At 44.9% G+C, this 16722-nt stretch carries 8 protein-coding genes; 4 read left to right on the plus strand and 4 right to left on the minus strand.

Annotated features, from left to right (window positions below):
* Positions 1–41: 41 nt before the first annotated feature.
* Complete coding sequence (locus J4N42_RS16970) at positions 42–758, plus strand: carbonic anhydrase (RefSeq protein ID WP_252034188.1); 717 nt, start codon at positions 42–44, stop codon at positions 756–758.
* A 68-nt stretch (positions 759–826) separates the two neighbouring features.
* On the opposite strand, the gene J4N42_RS16975 is transcribed toward J4N42_RS16970, so the two are convergent.
* Both J4N42_RS16975 and J4N42_RS16980 read right to left on the minus strand, forming a co-directional pair.
* Positions 827–1681, minus strand: coding sequence for a hypothetical protein (locus J4N42_RS16975; protein ID WP_252034189.1), 855 nt, complete (start codon positions 1679–1681; stop codon positions 827–829).
* Between the two features lie 217 nt (positions 1682–1898).
* On the minus strand, positions 1899–2348 hold the full coding sequence (locus J4N42_RS16980) for an exoribonuclease R (RefSeq protein WP_252033695.1): 450 nt from the start codon (positions 2346–2348) through the stop codon (positions 1899–1901).
* 285 nt (positions 2349–2633) lie between these two features.
* Between J4N42_RS16980 and J4N42_RS16985 the strand changes: the two genes are divergently transcribed.
* Complete coding sequence (locus J4N42_RS16985) at positions 2634–3248, plus strand: porin family protein (RefSeq protein WP_252033697.1); 615 nt, start codon at positions 2634–2636, stop codon at positions 3246–3248.
* Between the two features lie 142 nt (positions 3249–3390).
* Here J4N42_RS16985 and J4N42_RS16990 read toward each other — a convergent pair whose 3' ends face one another.
* Both J4N42_RS16990 and J4N42_RS16995 read right to left on the minus strand, forming a co-directional pair.
* Positions 3391–3858 (minus strand): hypothetical protein, encoded by a 468-nt coding sequence (locus tag J4N42_RS16990; protein WP_252033699.1) that lies wholly within the window; start codon positions 3856–3858, stop codon positions 3391–3393.
* A complete protein-coding gene (locus tag J4N42_RS16995; protein ID WP_252033701.1) occupies positions 3855–4619 on the minus strand; it encodes a winged helix-turn-helix domain-containing protein in 765 nt (254 codons plus the stop codon). The genes J4N42_RS16990 and J4N42_RS16995 overlap by 4 nt, the downstream gene beginning before the upstream one ends.
* Positions 4620–4900: 281 nt before the next feature.
* Between J4N42_RS16995 and J4N42_RS17000 the strand changes: the two genes are divergently transcribed.
* A complete protein-coding gene (locus J4N42_RS17000; protein ID WP_252033703.1) occupies positions 4901–5368 on the plus strand; it encodes a DM13 domain-containing protein in 468 nt (155 codons plus the stop codon).
* Positions 5369–5558: 190 nt separating this feature from the next.
* Positions 5559–16673: a DUF11 domain-containing protein gene (locus J4N42_RS17005; protein ID WP_503035407.1), complete on the plus strand. Its 11115-nt coding sequence runs from the start codon at positions 5559–5561 to the stop codon at positions 16671–16673.
* The last annotated feature ends 49 nt before the right edge of the window (positions 16674–16722 follow it).

The following is a 16722-nucleotide window of genomic DNA, read 5'->3' on the forward strand; positions in this document are numbered from 1 at the left end:
TGAGATCACTAATTAAAACCAAAACCCAAAATGGAGAAATGATGAAGAAGTTACTGTTGGCATTATCGGTTTCTGTAATGGCTGCTGGAGCAGCAAATGCGGCAGAGTGGGGCTACGAAGGTGATCATGGCCCAGAGCATTGGGGAAAGGTAGCCAAAGAGTGTGAAACGGGAAAAAACCAAAGCCCAATAGACATCAATAATATCGTTGAAGCAGACCTTAAAGACATCAAACCAAATTACCAAGGTAATGTAGTTAGCCTTGCGAACAACGGCCATACATTGCAGGCCGCTCTAGATGGTGAAAATACATTGATGATCAATGGTGTGGAATTTGAATTAAAGCAGTTCCACTTTCATACCCCATCAGAGAACTTAATCAGAGGAAAGCAGTACCCGCTTGAGGCACACTTCGTTCATGCTGACGAGAGCGGTAACTTAGCCGTGATTGCCGTGATGTTCAAGCCTGGCTCTGAAAACCAAGCGTTGAAAAAGCTCAGCCAGTCACTACCAAGCAGTGGTAATTCCGTGGACTTAAGCCAATCGTTCAAAGTGGCTGATCTGCTGCCTAAAGAAGGTGATTACTACCGCTTTAATGGTTCGTTAACGACACCTCCTTGTAGTGAAGGTGTTCGCTGGTACGTAATGAAAGATCCAGTAGAAATGTCACAGGCTCAAGGTGAGTTACTAAAAGAAAATATGGGTGAAAACAACCGTCCAATTCAAGCGCATAATGCACGCGTGATTTTGGAAAACTAGTCCCTCTAACTCTCCGATAACTATCAAAGTCGCCCTAGCTCAGTAGGGCGGCTTTTTTAGTTGTTCGTTTAGATATTGTGGAATGTAATTTCTAAGCGCAGCGTGAACTTTGCCTCTTCGTAACGCTCAATGTCTTCTTCTTTGTTCCAGTTATATTCTGGCTTTAGCTCGTAGAATAGCCAGTCTCGCCAGATGTTCTGCCGATAAGTGACCGATAGGTGGGTATTGGTGATGTAATGATAAGGACGGTTGGTTCCTGAAGTGCTTGCCTGATAGCTCATTGCTTGGGTGTCGGACAAGTGTTGGTAGAGTGTGACTCCTGAGCCCAGCTCCCAACCTTTAATATCGTCTTCGTAGGTACCGAAACTCGTCCAACGCAATAAATACTCAGGGCTAAAAGAGTGGTCAATATCTAGCTGTGTGGATTCACCTGTTACTCGCTTTCTTTGATAAACCTTCTGGGTGAAGCGGGCGAGGGTATCAATGGTAAATGGGTATGTATATTGATAGCGAGCTTCAATACTCGGCCTTGCAGTTACTCTGAAGTTGAAACTGCTTCTGCCTTTACTTAGCCAGTCGTATCGCAAACCTAACGTACTTTCTGCGTCTTCCGACGATTGTGGGAATAGATCAAATACATCGCTTTCTTCATCCGATTCGAACACAACCTTGAGCCTACGAGTTACTTTCGGTAAATGGAATCGTGCTTTAAGTTTGGTTTTGAATTTATACCCTTCGTTTTCAACCCAAGAGAAATCGTTGTACCAGCGTACGAGGGTGCCAGCCCTGGCATCTTCATCGGCTCGTTCATCTATAAAGAAGTTATCGAACCAAACAGCAGGTTGACAGAAGCGGGTATTGAGGCGAGCGTAGGCGCTATCTAAAAATCCTGCGTCGTCGTCCACAGTGTTACATTCGTCGATGGTTTCAGTATCAGATTCGCTAGCGACGGAAGATACTGGGAATAGTAAGCCAGCGAAAACGAGAAATAAGATGGGATTTGGATACAGCAACAACACAACCCTGTGAACAAAAAAACACTCCAATCAATAGTATATGTTTATTCTATCAATTGGAGTGCTTTTATTTATTGGTTGTGCGAGCTGAGCGATGTGGCATCAACTGACGCTCGGTGACGACTTAGTTCTGGCTATCGCTTTTTTCCGCATAGTAGTGCAGTAACTCTGTTAGAGTTTTCACCCACCCAAACGCATCTGAAGGCATGGTTTTAATGATGGTTTCTACTTTGTCACAGTGTATTTCTAGCGGAATCGCTTTTTCTAAATGAAATGAAACCGCGTAGAAGTGCCATAGTAGCAGCCGAGTCATGCGCTCGATGTTCTGTTTAGCATTATCTGATTCACTAAACGCCAAATTAAGTTCGCTGAGCGCGATAGCGTTCATTCTGAGCATCGCGTCGAACTTGGCAGACTGAAGGCGTTCTTCATTTTCTGTTTCTTCTTGTTCAAAGGTAAACAGCTCGGTCATCGCTTCTTCCGGTACTAATCGGTGGATCATTCGCAAACTGAATTCTTCCAATTCTTCTCTCGGCATAGATTGCAGGCTATTTAAAGTGTAGTCGCGTTGCATTGTTGTCTCGCTGGCCTTTTATTTGGGGGCGTATTGTATCGCCTAGGGCTGAAATTGCTACCAATCTGATGCCACAGCGACCTTTATAGTGGTGGCGGGGTTTGTGTAACCTTTTGTTTAATTGGGTTTTTTATATCATTTTAGATTTATTCCACGCAATTCTTTACTGCTCAATACAGTTTACTAGGGGTTTAGCTTAGCTGTTCTTAATATTCACCACATCGATGAGAGGTCACTTGGCCAATCATTTGAGGATTTAAGGTTATCAACACATAGGAACATGCAATGAAATTAAAATATGCGGTATTGGGCTTGGCAGTGGTATCTGGATGCGTTTCATCGATGGCGCTAGCGGGAGGAGTCGAGCCATTCTTTGGGGTGGAGGCAAGCTACAACTTAACTAATCCCGGAATTGAAAGAGTTGGGTCAGGCACGATATCTGGCGTTGAAGATACAGAGTTTGACAAAGAAATAAGCCCCGGCTTCTATACGGGTGTTGTACTTTCTCAGCATCATAGATTGAAGTTAGGGTATATGGACAAGGACTTCGCTGGCATCAGCGTAGCGCGCTATTACACTGCATACGATTATATATTTGGCCTATCTGATAGATTTAATCTAACCGCGGGGCTAATGGTTGGATACGATGACTCTGGAGTAGAAGATGAATACAGCTCTATCGTTGCTGGTGGGCAAGTTGGTGCTGAGTATCGCATGAGAGATTTTAGCGTTGAACTTGGATACCAGGTATCTGCGAACTATTGGGAGTCAGAGGATCGCTATGTGTCTAATCCTGATTTCAATGGAAGTGGGTTAGCTGGCGTTTCTGGCTCTGATCAATTTGCAGACGACAATATGTTGTATCTGAGATTAAACTACTACTTTGGTGGGGCAAGATAAGCCGAGACATATATTCACTTTACTCACCAGATTAACCTTTCAAAAACTGACCAAGGTGATTATTGAGACCGCGTTGAGTGGAGGCTTCATGAGCACCTTGGTTATAAAGATATAGCACCGACGTAAACTTTATCTCCAAAGGCTATTTTATGCGTACATAAAGAGAGATATGCCTTTTCTGTCCTCTGCTAACAATAGCTATATGCTTGTCTAAATAGAGTAACTCAAGAATATCTTTCTCTTCTGTGATGCTACGCAGCAACATGTCTCCGTATTCTTCTGAGGCCTCTAAGTTACTTATATCTGCTTTCTGTTCTGCAGTAATTTGCGCAGAATAACGATACGTTCCGTGTTTGAAACGTAGAAACTTACCTTTAGAGTGGAAAACAGAAACTGAATCAATACCTTCCTCTTTCAAGTACACATCTGTCGTGAACTTATCTTCCGTGATACTCGCCTTGATGACTTCGTATAGTTTGTTGCCTTCTTTCCTCAAATCACTGAAGTGCGCGCGATATTCGCCCCCAATCGAGATGTGGCTACGGTAATAGCTTTCGCTAAACAAATATAACCCGGCAGATAGCGTCAGTAATATCAGGAGGGCTCTCATGGGTGTATCTCTTTTCTAATTACTTGCGCTGCCTGTTCGATACCGTCAAGTGGTAAAGCATAGGTCTTGCCAAACTTCTTGTCGGGCTGATAGACACTTAGGATGAGGGCTGTATCGTTCTTTTCTATGTAATAAGTACAGTCACAGCCAATGCTTTGAATCAGGTGTCGTTGAGCTTTGGTCAAAACGTGTCCCCTAGGTGCTATGATTTTGAATTCACGATTCGCAATTTGTGTACTGTGAATGATGTTGTTTGGATTGAGGTAATAGGCTGAATTATCAAACCGAACTTGGTAAAAGTTTTGCACCGAGAGCCCGATAAGAACTAACGAGCAACTGATTAACGTCGGGAAGAACAGCCACTGCTTATTATTACGAATTTTGGTAATCAGAGACGGACTTGGAGCGGATTCGGGTTGAACCCCCTCGATGGAGTCAAGTCGCTGCTTGACGAGCAATTGCGATGGGTTATCTAGCTTGAGGCGGTAACCTATGCGAGGGACCGATACGATGACATCATCAGAAAGTTGAAAAGGGGCTAACGCTTCTCTAAGTTTGGCGATTGATTTGGCGAGCGATGAGTCGGTGACTTCTGTATGTTCCCAAGCGTACTGCTTAAGCGTTTCTTTTTTAACGACATCACTTTGGTGTTGAACGAGATAGTCCAACACTCTTGAGTCTGTATAGGAAAGGTGCGTGGTTAATTCACCCTGACGCAGTTCACCGGTCTGAACAATAAAAATAGTTTCCCTGCTACCCACACTGATTCCTTTTATCAATAACGCCCAAAGTAGAACACTTCACCTGATTTATGTAAAGCCAGTATACGAACGAAAAGTGTATATGCTGAAGTATCCACCATTAGATTTGGCTAGGTTATTCATTGATTTAAAAACACTAATGTTTATATATTAAACGTGTTTAATTGTGAGCTTTACGGAAAAACCAACAAAGTTATTACAAATTAATATATGGCATCCTGCTATCTTATTGATTGTCGTGTACATTTATATGGTATCTATATTCGACAAGGATGTTAATTATGAAGTGGATTCTACTCACTTTCTCCCACCTTGCTATTGGTGGACTAGGCTTTGCTCTAGGTATCTATGCGCTTCCTATTCTAATCCAACCACCTTCTTCGCAGCTCAACGAAATTACTCTCCAACCAGACGAAGTGATACTTAGCGGCACTTTTGAAAGAGAACGTGCGGATAGCGACTTCTTGCACTGGGGAGAAGGAACGGTTTCTATCACCAACAGTGAACTTATCTTTGTTGGTGAACTAGCACCAGGGCCTGATTACAAAGCGTACCTTTCTCCTGTTTACGTCGAAACGGAAGTAGACTTCATGGCTAATAAAGATCAAATGTTAAACGTTGGCAACGTAAATCGCTTCGATAGATTCTCTCTCTCTATATCAAATGTGTCAGATATTTCTGAATTTAATACTGTAATCATATGGTGTGAGACCTTTGGGGAGTATATTACTTCCGCCAAATTACAGTGACTTAATGAGTTAATCAGAACTTAGTCTGAAAATTTCCCTGAAATTACAAGATATTAGTTTGTTTATCGACTTTGGGCGCTCAAATTTCAAGCCGTCAATACTATGACGGTTTGATGTTGGGCTGCTTCTTGTTTGTGTGAACTGTCTGCTGTTGGGCATAGCTTACTAAATCTAACAGTGGGAAAGTGTCGTGTCGTTTTATAAGTGTCTTGCTCGTGTGAGCCATCTACTGGTGTGTGTTTGTACTTTGGCTTCTTTCCAAGCTCTAGCGGCGGGAGAAATTGAGGTTACCGTATCCCCAAGTAGTGCAGTTTACGAAAACAGTGAGTACATCAGTTACCAAATTGAGATTAAGAACACGACAGCTAAACCTTTAAAAAATGTTCGAATCGAAGATCTTTTTTGGGATACAACTTCCACCGGAGGGCGAGCATTTGATTCTGCCTCTGTGACGGCCACACATTCGTGGGGCTCTAGTGAAGGCACTTTCACGGGCACTGACGCCAATCTCGAAGTAGCTGATGCGACGTTGTTTGCATTCGGAAAAGTTACCTATTCAATTTCAGCTTTGGTGAGCGATAGCGTAGTCGGCGATATTCAGTTGGGTTCCACAACAGTGGAAGCTGATATCAACGGCGACGGAAGTTCGGAATCATTTACTCCATCTTCGGGCAGTGTATTCAAACCTGTAGCGTATCAATACGAAATGGAATTGACGGCCGATAAATCCGAATACGCCGTAGGGGGAAGGTTAACTTACACACTCCAAGTCACGAACACGGGTCGGTATGATGTTAGAGGGCTAGATATTAGTTTGCCTCTGGACAGCCTTAACGTCGCTTCTAATGGCGGAAGCACAATATCGCCATTTCAAGCCATCAACATATCAGGAAAGAAATCTGGCTCGTCGAGCGATTTGGGGAGTTACAACTCTTCTGGTGACCTCAATGTTACCGATGCAAGGATAGCTTCTGGGGGCTCCCTTACGTATACCATCGACACAACTATCGCTGATACTTTGGTTGGTGATATTGAAGTGATGGCCGACTCTTCAACTAAAGATGGAAACGTCACAACAACACCTGTTGTTACCCCACCGAGCGAGCCCAAGGTTGAAATTGAACATTCTCTGGATAAAACCAACCCTTACCTCGTTTCTACCAAGCGTAATTATACGGTTGAAGTTTCCAACCAAGGGGGAGGGATTGCCCACGACTACCACGTCAAACAAAATATTGCCGATCTGGTTTCAAAACTTGGCCTTGCGAATAACCTGTCTTCGGAACATAACCATTCTGATATTGATGGAAACCCGTACCGTTCTTGGACCGTTGAAGTCAGTGATATCGGCGATAACTCATTATCGAACTATCGCTCTTCTGGTATCCAATCCAATATTCCGATTGATGACACCGTATCCATCTACCCAGGTGAGTCGATCACATATCTGATCAAGGCTGAATTGTCTCCTGTCGCCATTGGGCCTGTTTTGGGGGCCAATGCTGCTGTCTACGATGCGAGCGGGAACTTGGTGAAAGATAGCCAAATCGGTTCAGTGATAGAGGCTGAACGGGTTTTGGATGTCAACGATTCTGAAATCAATATCCAGAAAACCACCAAAGCATCTGAATACCTGCCTAGTGGCCAAGTAGAGTACGAAATCAAAGTGACCAACTCTTCGTCTAAGTATTTTGCTAATGACTTAGCGGTCGTGGATGACTTAACGTGTGTCCAGACTGAGCAGGCTGGTGGAGCCGGTACAGGTTCAGCATTCAAACGTTGGAAAATTGAGCCGAGCAGTTCAGAAGATGACAAAGGTACGGACCCGGGCAGTTATTCCTATGGAAATTGGATAACCTCACCAGTTACGCTGTCACCTGATGTCGCGCCGGGTGAGACAGTTACCTATACGCTCACGGCGGAAGTTAATGACTCTAGTGTCGGGTTGATCATTGATGATAATCCCGCGTGTTCAGACAATGTCTCTGAAGAGGGCTCTGGTATTCAAATGCCAGAAGATAACCTGCGCGCAAGCAAAGATGTCGACTCTCGCTACTATTCTGCCGGAGACATACTCACTTACACCATTCGTGTTGATAATGATGGCGACGGCTTTGCAGACCAAATCCCAGTTATTGACGACCTAACCGCCGTTCAAACAGTCAACGTGTACGGAGAAGTGAAACCAGCATTTGATAGCTGGACGATTACCGCTGAGGCTTTCCATTCTGATGGCAGCGCAGCAAGCGCTACCGATACAGGCATTTCTGGCTCGATAGACGGTTCAATGGCTGACGGAAAGATCCTTGACGTTAAAGCAACCATTGAGCCTCATAGTTATGTGATTTATACCATTGCTGCCAAGACGAATCCTTTAGCCAATGGACATATCCAAAACAGTGTAACGGTTGATAATTTCGTTTATGCAGATCGTGGCTCCGATCCTCATGATTTTGAAATTACACTCAACAAAACAGTTAAAACCAACACCAGTGGTGGTTTTAACAGTGAACGTGTGAGCTATTCAAAGAACGACAATGAAGTCACCTATCAGCTACACGTGAAGAACAAGAAAGGCAACGGATTTGCAACCAATGTTTCGATTATCGATGAAATTTCTAAGATTGAAGCGGGTGTACTGGAGCCAGATAATGAATCTAAGAAAGTCTTTACCTCGTGGACTATCTCGGCCGCAATTGTATCGGATAATGCCCTGTTAAACGGCAATGACACCTATACCAAAGTGGGTGACTTTGAAGACAATAAAGATCTCAATGTAACCGCTCAAATTCCGCCAGATGTCGAGATTATCTACACCATAGTCGGCCAAATGGACCGTAGCGATGGAGATAGAATTCTCTACAAGCGTTTTGATAATACGGTCACGGTGAAAACACCAGACTCAGACTCTCAAGAATCAACTTCTGATACAGCAGTGGTATACCCGAAAGAGCCGGATGTGGTTGTTGTGAAAACCACTCAAGAAAGTGAATTTTTTCCAGGGCAATGGGTAACGTTTGATGTGACGGTCTATAACCGAGGTGCTGGCTACGCCAATGAAGTGTCGGTGAAAGACGACATTAAAGTGATGAACGCCTTTTCAAAGTGGGAAATAAGCTCATCTACTGATCGAAATAATAGCCCTTATAAAACAGGGAGCTATGCGGGTAGTCCTGCGAATTATGCCGACAATAACAATATTGATACCAAGGTGGATATCGACCCGAAAACGAAACAAGGTATGGGGTTTGTTCGTTATACAATCCGTGGTTTAGTGCGAAGTGACTATGAAAAATATGAAATTTCAAATACGGCGGAGATACATGACCCAATCAACAACCTAGATCAGTCTGCATCTGCAGAGATAGGGGACAGTGGTGATGAAAAACTCAACGTCTCGATAGTCAAATCAGCAGATAAACGACGTTTTATCCCGGGAGAAGACGTTACCTACCTGATCACTTTGGCTAACCTCAGCGAAAACAAAGCCGACAGACTTAAGTTGGTTGACCCTCTCACTCAAATCAAATCGTTATTGGCGAACCAAAAAGATGATCATTTCGCCAACTATCGTGATCAGTCGCCGTTTGAATATTGGCAGTTCGACTACGCTGATGGCGCTGGTTGGCGCGGTAAGGTGACTGACGACTTGATTTACCCTGAAGGGGATGAAAACACCACATTTTCTTTGGCTGCTGGTGAAACCCGAACATTTAAGATAAAAGCGCGCATCAAAGACAACGTTATCGGCTCGGATAACGAGGGCTTTCTTGAGCCAATAATAGCGAACGATGCGTACATCTTCAGAGATTACAAGCAAGTGACGGAAGCCTCGCATGTTTCTCACCATGAAATGGAGCGAGTCGCATCTGGCGGCGATGTGACACGCGAACTCCTTGTTAATGGCTCACCAAGTCGATACTACGCACCAGGCGATACGCTGACCTATAAAGTGACGCTATCTTCTCAAAATGGCTACATGAACGACCATGTGGTGGACGAGAACATTAAGGGCGTGAGTGTTCAGTTACTCGACGGAACATCAGCAAACCCGTTTAACGACACGTTCAGCGTAGATGTAGGTAAAGAGGACAGTGATGGTGGTAATGGCACGACGACTGGGGAGCAGGATGGCGTAGTTGCCGACAATGAAAACATTGATACAACAATTGATGTGGCTGGTGGCGATTCTGTTTGGTACACGGTTGAGGGCGTTGTTCGTGATGACGCGGTCGGAGATATCACTATTGGCGGTATTACCGTTGAGCCATACGAGTACCATTTAACGTTCACCAAAACAGTCGACCAAAAGAACTACCAGCCGGGTGAAAACCTGACCTACCGATTGACGGTTAAAAATGACGGTAAGGGCAGTGCTTACTACATCCCAATTGAGGATGAGCTCTCCACGATAGAGGTGGAACTGATCGATACCACTCAAGGCAAAGCATTCCCTAACGGCTGGAAAATCGAACCCAAGGTACTTGGCGGAAGTAAAGTCGCGGAAGTAGATCTTGATGGCACGCTGGCAGACAACCGTGATATCAATACTCATATCTCAGTCCCTGCTGGTGAAACGATTCAATACGTCGTGACAGCGCCGGTCAACCAGAATGCCGTCGGCGATATTTTGAATTTGCTTCGAGTCGACAATGATACGGTCAGTGCCGAATCTAAAACGGATACGGAAAAATATGTCTTTGAGAAGCGGGTGCTGAAGTACTACGACAAAGATGGCAAAACAGAACTCGTCGGTGGCTATACGCCGGGTGGTTACATCGAGTATCAAATCCTATTAGAGAACAAGAACAATGTTCACTTACAGGATGTCAGAATAGTGGATAAGATCCAGGAAATATCCACTCGCTACTACAATGATACAACGGGGCAAGCATTTGATTCTTGGACCATAAAAACCGAAGTTGACGATAGTGGTCTCTCGCACGCAGGGGTTACTGCAGATAACGATGATATTGATACAGAGTTTGACATTGCAGGTAGCAAATTTGCTAAAGGCGGTACGTTTGTTCGCTACGTAATCAAAGCGAAAGTGTCTGAAAAAGCGGTGGGCTCTATTCAAAATATCGCTCGAGTAGATGATAGCCATAACTTGCCGTCAGAACGCTCTGATATGTTGGCTGCTGACCTTAAGAAAACACATAAAGCCTACACAGACACCAGCTTTAATACTCAGAAAACCAACTATAACTTTGACTCAAGTGACAATGGGCAAGACGTTGCTTATCACCTTCGTATAGAAAACAAAGGTAAGGGTACGGAGTTTTTAGCTTCGCTTAAAGAAGAGTTTTCTAAGGTTAAATCTCGCTTGGCGCAAAATGCCGCAGGAGAGCCGAATGACCAGAAAGGTTTTGTGTTTGAACAATATGGTTGGACAGTAACAGCCACTACCTCGGGTGAGTTAGTGACAGATATTGGTGGTTACGCGGGTGGTTCAAATGTCGATATCAATATTCCAAAGCTATCCATTGCGCCTGGTGGTTGGATTGATTTTGTTATTGAGGGCAAGATTCGAGACGATGCGTTAGAAAATGTCATCGTGAAGCCAAACTACAACGGTAGCAGCTTTCAAAAATCAACGATTAAGCCAGACGCACAAAATTTATTAGTGAGTAAACAGATCCTCTCGATTGGTGGTAGAGCTTACCGTGATGGTGATACCTATAAACCAGGCGAGGAAGTCATCTATTTGCTTGATGTCGATAACGCAGCCAAAGTTTGGACAGACCAAACCCGTATTCGTGACATTGTGTCTGACATTCAAGTAGAAGTGATTGGCGGTGCAACAGAGCAAGCGTTTGATAGCTTTGCTATTACCCACACGATTTCACAAGGCCTAGAGCTTCGCGTCGATACTTACTTACCAGACTATGATGCGAATAGTGACATTGACCTAATCACCGATATTGGCCCAGCTGAAGACATTCAGTTCACTATTAAGGGGACGATTCGTGAAGATGCGCTGGGTGAAATTGATGCGAACAAAGCCGTAGGCGGAAGCACTACGGTCGTGACACCTACGATTCCACCTATCGCACCTAAAATCGATTTTGAAAAGCTAGTCGTCAATACCACTGCCGATAGCAGTTCTTGTACTTTCCCGTCGAATTCTGGCAGCGGTTGTGAATATAACCCAAGTGGACAGGTGAACTACACGATCACTGTAGAGAATAACGGTGAAGGCATTGCAAATGACGTGTCTATCGTCGATGAGCTCAACAAGATTTCAACCTCTACTGGGACAAAAGCGTTCAGTAACTTATCGAGCACCATTTTAGAGAAACCAAGCTCTGACCGCTTTGCTATTTCGGGCAGCTATGAAGGCAATAAGCCTTTAAACGCGACATTCGACCTTATGCCGGGTGATAAGGTTGTATTTGGACTGTCAGGAGTCGTCGATGCGGACGCGACAGGGACTATCACTAATATCGCGAAAATAGATGGAACCGATTCTAACGACATCGTTTTAGGGCAGGGGCAGGCGGAAATTTTGGCGTCAAAATCAACGGATACACCAACCTACGTACCGGGCGGTGAAGTCCGTTACACCATGTACGTGGCAAACAAATCCGACTCTAACGTTGACGTACGAGTTCAAGACCAAATCTCAAAATTTACCGTAGAAACGGCAGACGGCACTCAGAAAACGGCACTGAAAGATTGGACAACATCGGTCAAGTTTGTCGGCAATGCTGGTGCGGCTCATAACGATGCGAGTGCTATTCAAACTAAAGGTGATATCGACGCTATTGTTAAGCTAGGGGCTGCGGGCACCGAGCCAACTGTTCTGCAAATTAACGTCGTTGGTCATGTGCGTGATGATGCGATTGGCAAGTTTGGAAACACTCTATACGTCGATACAAAGCAATACGATTTGCAGCAACACTTTATTTACCCAGAGCAAGGTACTTTGCAAGTAAGCAAGGTGGCTTCATTGTCCCCGGCTCTCTATGCACCGGGTGATTCGATTGGTTTTGATATCGAAGTAGAAAACACTGGCGGTGGTTACGTCCAAAATGTGGTGATTGAAGACCTCGCCAAACAGATCAAAGCGGATGTGGTAGATAGCTTATTGCCTCAGCAGGCTTTCGACTCTTGGGATGTTTCGAAGAGCAGTGTTTCAGTGGTTGACTCATCGGCGAGTAAAACACAGGTGATTTCGGAAACGGCCTTTGACAGCAGTGATGGATTCAAAGGTAACTACAACATCGCTCCTAACTCTAAGGTGGTTTTGCATTTAGAGGGCACAGTTCGTTCGAATGTCATCGGAGAGATTGAAAACCAAGTGGAGGTAACAGCAGATAACCAAGATGCATTAACTGCTCGCGCAACTTATCAACCAATTGATGCTGAAGTCACAGTGTCAAAAACGGTCGATAAAGACGTGTATCTCGCGGGTGATACGCTGATTTACACTATCGTACTGACCAACACCCAGCGCGTATGGGCGGCAGATGTGAATGTTGTCGACCTGATTGACAGAGTAAGCTCAACGTCCATTTCCGGTGCTACGGTTACCGCGTTTGATGCTGGTAGCTATCAAATTACAGGGGTATCGTCACTAGGAACCACTTCGTTACCAGCTCTTTCGGGTGACTACATTGATAATACGGTCGACATTGCCCCGAATGACACCATTACCGTAACCATTAAAGCGACGCTCAAAGAAGACATCGTTGGTGAAGTTAAGAATACTGTGACGGTGGATTACGATGGCAAAACCGTTGGTGATGAAGCAGTTAGCGAACCGTTGGTACCTAAACTCAGTGTGACCAAGCAAGCGGTTCATCCGACCTATGAACCCGGAAAACAAAATGGGTTCACTATCACGATAGAAAACCAAGACGCCGCCTTCGCTAACGATATTACCTTGCAAGATGTGATTTCCAGCATTTTGGTAGAAACGACAGATGGCACAGAGCAGTTGGCTTTCAGTCGCTGGTTGGTTGACTGGAAAGCAGATGATCCTAGAACTCAAGTTCAGTCTTCAACCTACAGTTGGGACACCGACATCAATAATGTCATTGATTTAGCACCAAACGACACCATTGTGTTCACGATTGAAGGGCCGGTCGAAAGCAAGGCTATTGGGCAGATCGAAAATACGGCATTGGTGAAGTTTGATGGTAAAGAGTACTCACCTACAGCGGTGATTGAGCCTGAGAAATCCACTATTAAGGTAGAAAAGGTCGCTGATAGAGAGTATTACCAAGCGGGTCAGTTGGCTCAATTTACCATCACGGTAAACAACGATGGCAATGGGTTTGCCAATGATGTTGAACTAACAGATTTGATGTCTGATGTGATGGTTACCCTGGTCGATGGCAGCAAAGGCAAAGCATTTGAACAGTGGGCCATTGAAACCAAATACAGTGACCCAAGGTCGTCACTGGTAACGGAGCCAACGGGCAACAACCCAGATATCGATACCTTGGCGGATATTGCGCCTAACAGTAATATTACCTTTGTCATCAAAGGTAAAGTAAACAGCTACGCTACTTCTGATATCTATAACCAAGTCTCGGTAACCGCTCCGACTGAAGCACCGATAACGGCGGACGCTTTGATAAAACATCGACCTGTGTCGTTGAAATTAGAGAAGTTTGTGGGTGAAGCGGGTAGTGATACCCAAATGGCCTATGAACCGGGCAAAGAGGCAACATTCCGAGTGGTTCTGAGTAACCAGAACGAAGCATTTGTTGCTGGTATTCAGCTAAAAGATCTCTTGAAGTCGATGCAGGTGACTACAGTCAAAGGTAGCACTGAGAAAGCATTTGAAACATGGACGATAGATGTTTCTAAAGGCAGCAAGCTAACCTCTATTTCACCAGACCCAAGTGGTGCGAATAAAGAGGTTGATGCGACAGTAAACCTAGCCCCAAATGATACCTTGGAATTGACTATCAAAGGCAAAGTGAACGAGTTTGCCAATGGTCAGATTGACAACAAGGCCAGCATGACCAGGTTGTCGGGGCGCGCTCAACGTTACACCGCAGTCGCTAGCCTATTGCCTGAGCCAGATAACGTACTCATCACGGAAGTAGCCGATAACCCGATTTATATCGCAGGGGAGCAATCAACGTTTAGGGTAACCCTATTTAATGACAGTAAAGGGTTTGCTAACGATATCGTACTGAGCAATATGGTTTCACGTATGTTGGTACCGACTCGACCAGACATTAGCACTGGCCAGCGTCAGGTGGTGAGAGCGTTTACTGATTGGACAGTTGATATCAGTAGTAGTGATCCGAGAACGAAAGTGATTCCAGGTTCTATCGTTGCCAACGCGGACATTGAAGCGGTGATGGATATTGCGCCGGGAGACAGTGTGGAGTTCGCAATTACAGGTACAGTCGATGCCCGAGCCATGGGTGAGATTGTTAACGTAGCGAACAAGATTGCAGAAGCAAAAGATAACGCTCAGAACGGTGGTAGCAATGCTGGTGGGAACACATCCAACCGCAGTGCTACCTCACTTTCAAACCACGCTACGATAGAAACGGTCAGCGCGATGATTACGCCTGAAGCCGTACGTTTTGCTATTGATAAAACCACATCCAAAGGCGACAACGCGCAATATACCAACGAAGATGACGAGTTGGTGTACTTGCTTAAAGTGAGTAACGAGGGTGCTGCGACGATTTCGGGTGTCGAGATGGTTGATGAAATCAGTAAGCTTGTTGGAGCGAATGGCAACGCATTATTTACTTCTTGGAAAGTGCGAATCGAAGAGTGGCCAACAGGGCAATTGAAAGGGGAGTTTACGGACAAAGATCTGATGTTACCTGACGGTAGCCTATCGCTTGATCTTTTGCCTTACATGGGTAATGGCTATGAAATTACCATCACCGGCCAACTTAACAAAGGCTTAGATGACAATGTCACTAACACCTTTAGCGTTAAAGATCCGGCCACAGGTCAAACGGCTTCTGATTCAGTAACCATTCACGTTAAAAAGTTTGCTGATAATGAAGGGCAGCTTTCCGTCACCAAAGAGGCCTTGCAAAACGATGTTTCTGTCGGCGATGTGGTTGAATATGAAGTCATTATTCAGAACAACAATGATTCTGAATTCAAGAATGTCAAATTGGTCGACCACTATCCAGCAGGGTTCGAGTATGTTGAAGGCTCGACTGAAATGACCAATAGCGGGCCTGATGGCGCATTCGATACGGGGGATGATGTGCTGTCCACCGCTGACCCATCTGTTACCAATGAAATGGTGTTCAATGTAGGCGATATGCTGGCTTATGGTAACGATGACGGGACGACCACTGAACAAGTCCGTATCCGTTACTTACTCAGAGTCAGTGTTGGGGCGACGTTTGGCAAATACGTCAATACTGCTGTTGCGATGACCCCTCCTGAAGGCCAGACTTCGGGGGCTCTTGTGGTGAACTCAAATAAAGCCAGTGCGATCGTCGAAGTGGTGCCAGATAAGGTTTTCGATACCGCCTCTATTATCGGTAAAGTCTTTGAAGATCATAACCAAGATGGCTTCCAAGCAGATGCCACAGCTTACGATGTACACATTAAAGTAAATATGGATGAACAGGATTATATTTCTGGAACCACTTTAATCACCAAAGAAGGGGCAGAAATCCAGTTAGAGGATGTGCCATTCAAATCGGATTACCACCCAAGCACAACTTATGGTGTAGAGCTGAACACTAAAGGCCAGTATGAACACGGTTATGGTGAGGCTAACGCTCGTCTGGAAAATCAACACGACTCTGTGTTGGCGAAAGGCCACACGTTGGACAAGTTGTTCGGTATTTCTTCAAATCGAACCTTACCGCACAGCAACAAAATCGCGTACCAGCTAAAAACTCGCTCCCGTGCAGGTTTCTCTTTCCGTATTGAAACCAATGCAGGTAGCTATTTGGAATTCGATCGTGACGGCAAGATCAAGACCAATCATTCGTCGGATAAGGCTGAGGGTCTATCGGCTGAGAACTTGGATATAACGCGCAACCTTTACAAAGACGGAAATGATTACCTGTGGGAAATCGTTATCGAGAACAAGGGGATCTATGAAGATGGTATTCCAGGCGTTCGATTACTTACTACAGAGGGGATAGTGATTGAAACCGATCAATACGGTCGATTCCACGTGCCTGATCAGTGGGTGTTGGATAAGAAGGGCAAAAACTTCTTAGTGAAAGTCGATACCGATTCGCTGCCAACTGGCATGAAGGTCATCAGTGAAAACCCGAAAGTACAGAGGATCTCTCCGAATAAACTGACTAAGTTCAACTTCAGTATTCATACCGGGGAGGAAGATTAACCGTACACAGAACAATAAGAGCAGATGGATGTCGCTCAATACGGTTTTC

Source organism: Vibrio sp. SCSIO 43135 (assembly GCF_023716665.1).
Taxonomy (GTDB): Bacteria; Pseudomonadota; Gammaproteobacteria; order Enterobacterales; family Vibrionaceae; genus Vibrio; species Vibrio paucivorans.